Raw genomic sequence first — 1,085 nt, 5'->3', positions numbered from 1 at the left:
TAAGTGGTTATTCATAATTAATCGTGTGTTCCGTTCCATAGCCCCTGAGTAGGCGGTGTACCTCATTACAGAGGCGGTCGAACGTGAGATAAGCGCTCAAGGGCAGCCAGGCGTACTTCATCCGCCGCCACAGAATCTCGATCAGGTTCAATTCTGGCGAGTAGGCCGATAGATAAACCAGATGCACGCGATGCGCCATCCAATCGATAATTTTGCGCTGGAATGCCTTGGAACGGTGCATTTTGGCATTGTCCAGCACCACGACCGCGAAGGCATCAGGGTCCTTCTGGGCGACAAACTGGTCAAACGCTTCGATGACCGTCTCTGTGGTCACTGTCTCGGAAGTGGTGTGATAGATCAGCTTGCCGGTGCGGCTAAGGAATCCCAGCACGTTCAGCCTTCGGCTATGGGAATACGCCGTCACTTCCCAGGGCTGACCAATGGGGCTCCACGCATAAGGGACCGACGAGGACTGCGAAAATCCCGACTCATCAAAGTAATACAGCGCGTGTTCGCCTCGATCTTCCCGCGCCTGTAACGCCTTCAAGAGGCCCTGTGTGTTGCGAAAATCGGTTTCGTCACGCCGTTTCTTCAGTGAGCGTCGAATGCGCTTGAAGCTATGGCGATTTTTTTTTCAACACCCGGCGGAGGGTCACCGTGCTGATCGTCTTGCCGGTCTCTTCTTGCAGGCGCGCCTGCAAGGATCGGATCTGATGAGGGTGCTCAGCGACCAGTGCCTGCAGTCGCTCGTGGTCGTGTTCGTCGAGGATTGGCGTCCGCCCACTGCGCGGCTTGTCGATCAGCCCGTCGAGGCCCGACACTTCCCACTGTTTGAGCCATCGTGAGACAGCATCGCGGCGAACCTGCAATACCTCGCTGATCTGGTTGATGGTATGGCCTTGACCACTCAACAAGATGGCATGTGCACGCCGACGCAAGGCGCGCTTCTCACCATGCTGATAGGCCGAGGTTAGCGTCTGCTGTTCAGCGTCAGTGAGAGGGGTAACGAAGCGTCTGGCCATGATTCCATCCGTGTTAGAGATCCTGACATGGATAGTACACGAAAACTTACGATCAAGCACTTA

1 protein-coding gene is annotated in these 1,085 nt (G+C 55.5%); it reads right to left on the bottom strand.

The window, feature by feature from the left end; genetic code table 11:
* Positions 1-7 precede the first annotated feature (7 nt).
* Positions 8-1,022, bottom strand: a protein-coding gene (locus L1071_RS16155; protein ID WP_246977069.1) for an IS630 family transposase whose coding sequence is annotated in 2 segments (ribosomal slippage) — positions 8-634 and positions 636-1,022 — 1,014 coding nt in all. Because the reading frame shifts where the segments join, the coding sequence is not laid out codon by codon here.
* Between the last annotated feature and the right edge of the window lie 63 nt (positions 1,023-1,085).

Origin of the sequence: Chromohalobacter sarecensis (genome assembly GCF_023061135.1) — a bacterium.
Lineage (GTDB): Bacteria > Pseudomonadota > Gammaproteobacteria > Pseudomonadales > Halomonadaceae > Chromohalobacter > Chromohalobacter sarecensis.
This window is presented reverse-complemented; position numbering and strand designations above follow the sequence as displayed.